1 protein-coding gene is annotated in these 610 nt (G+C 44.4%); it reads left to right on the forward strand.

From position 1 onward, the window contains the following. Positions 1 to 564: IS3 family transposase (locus tag FE781_RS17340; RefSeq protein ID WP_170209598.1), on the forward strand; the 564-nt coding region annotated here is incomplete at its 5' end. Positions 565 to 610 lie beyond the last annotated feature (46 nt).

Here is a 610-nt window from a genome sequence, read left to right on the forward strand (position 1 = left end):
ATCCGCAGAAAGAGAAAGAAATATGTGCGTTCAACTCCACAGCAGGTTGCCGAGAATCTGTTAAACCGTGAGTTTCATGCGAAAGCACCGAATGAGAAATGGGTAACCGATGTAACGGAATTCAAATACGGCAGTGGTCAGAAGGCCTATTTAAGTGCCATTCTGGATCTTCATGATAACACGATTGTCTCTTACGTCTTAGGGCATTCCAACAACAACAGTCTAGTATTCCAAACGGTGAAATTGGCCTTGCAAGCGGCACCGGGAAGCAAGCCGATGCTTCATAGTGACCGAGGTTTTCAGTATACCTCTTTAAGGTTCAAGGAGCTCTTTGCCGACAAACTAACCCAGAGCATGTCCCGAGTTGGCAGGTGTATTGATAATGGTCCAATGGAAGCCTTCTGGGGAACCCTGAAATGTGAGAGGTATTATTTGCATACATACAGTACCTTTGAGGAACTCAAAAAAGACATAGATGACTACATCCGTTTTTACAATAACGAGCGATTACAGGCAAAACTAAACGGCCTCAGTCCCATGGAATTCAGGACCAAGGCCGCTTAACCGATTTTTATTTTTTTGTACTGTCTACTTGACGGGGGTCAGTTCA

Source organism: Paenibacillus thermoaerophilus (assembly GCF_005938195.1).
In the GTDB taxonomy this organism is placed as follows: Bacteria; Bacillota; Bacilli; order Paenibacillales; family Reconciliibacillaceae; genus Paenibacillus_W; species Paenibacillus_W thermoaerophilus.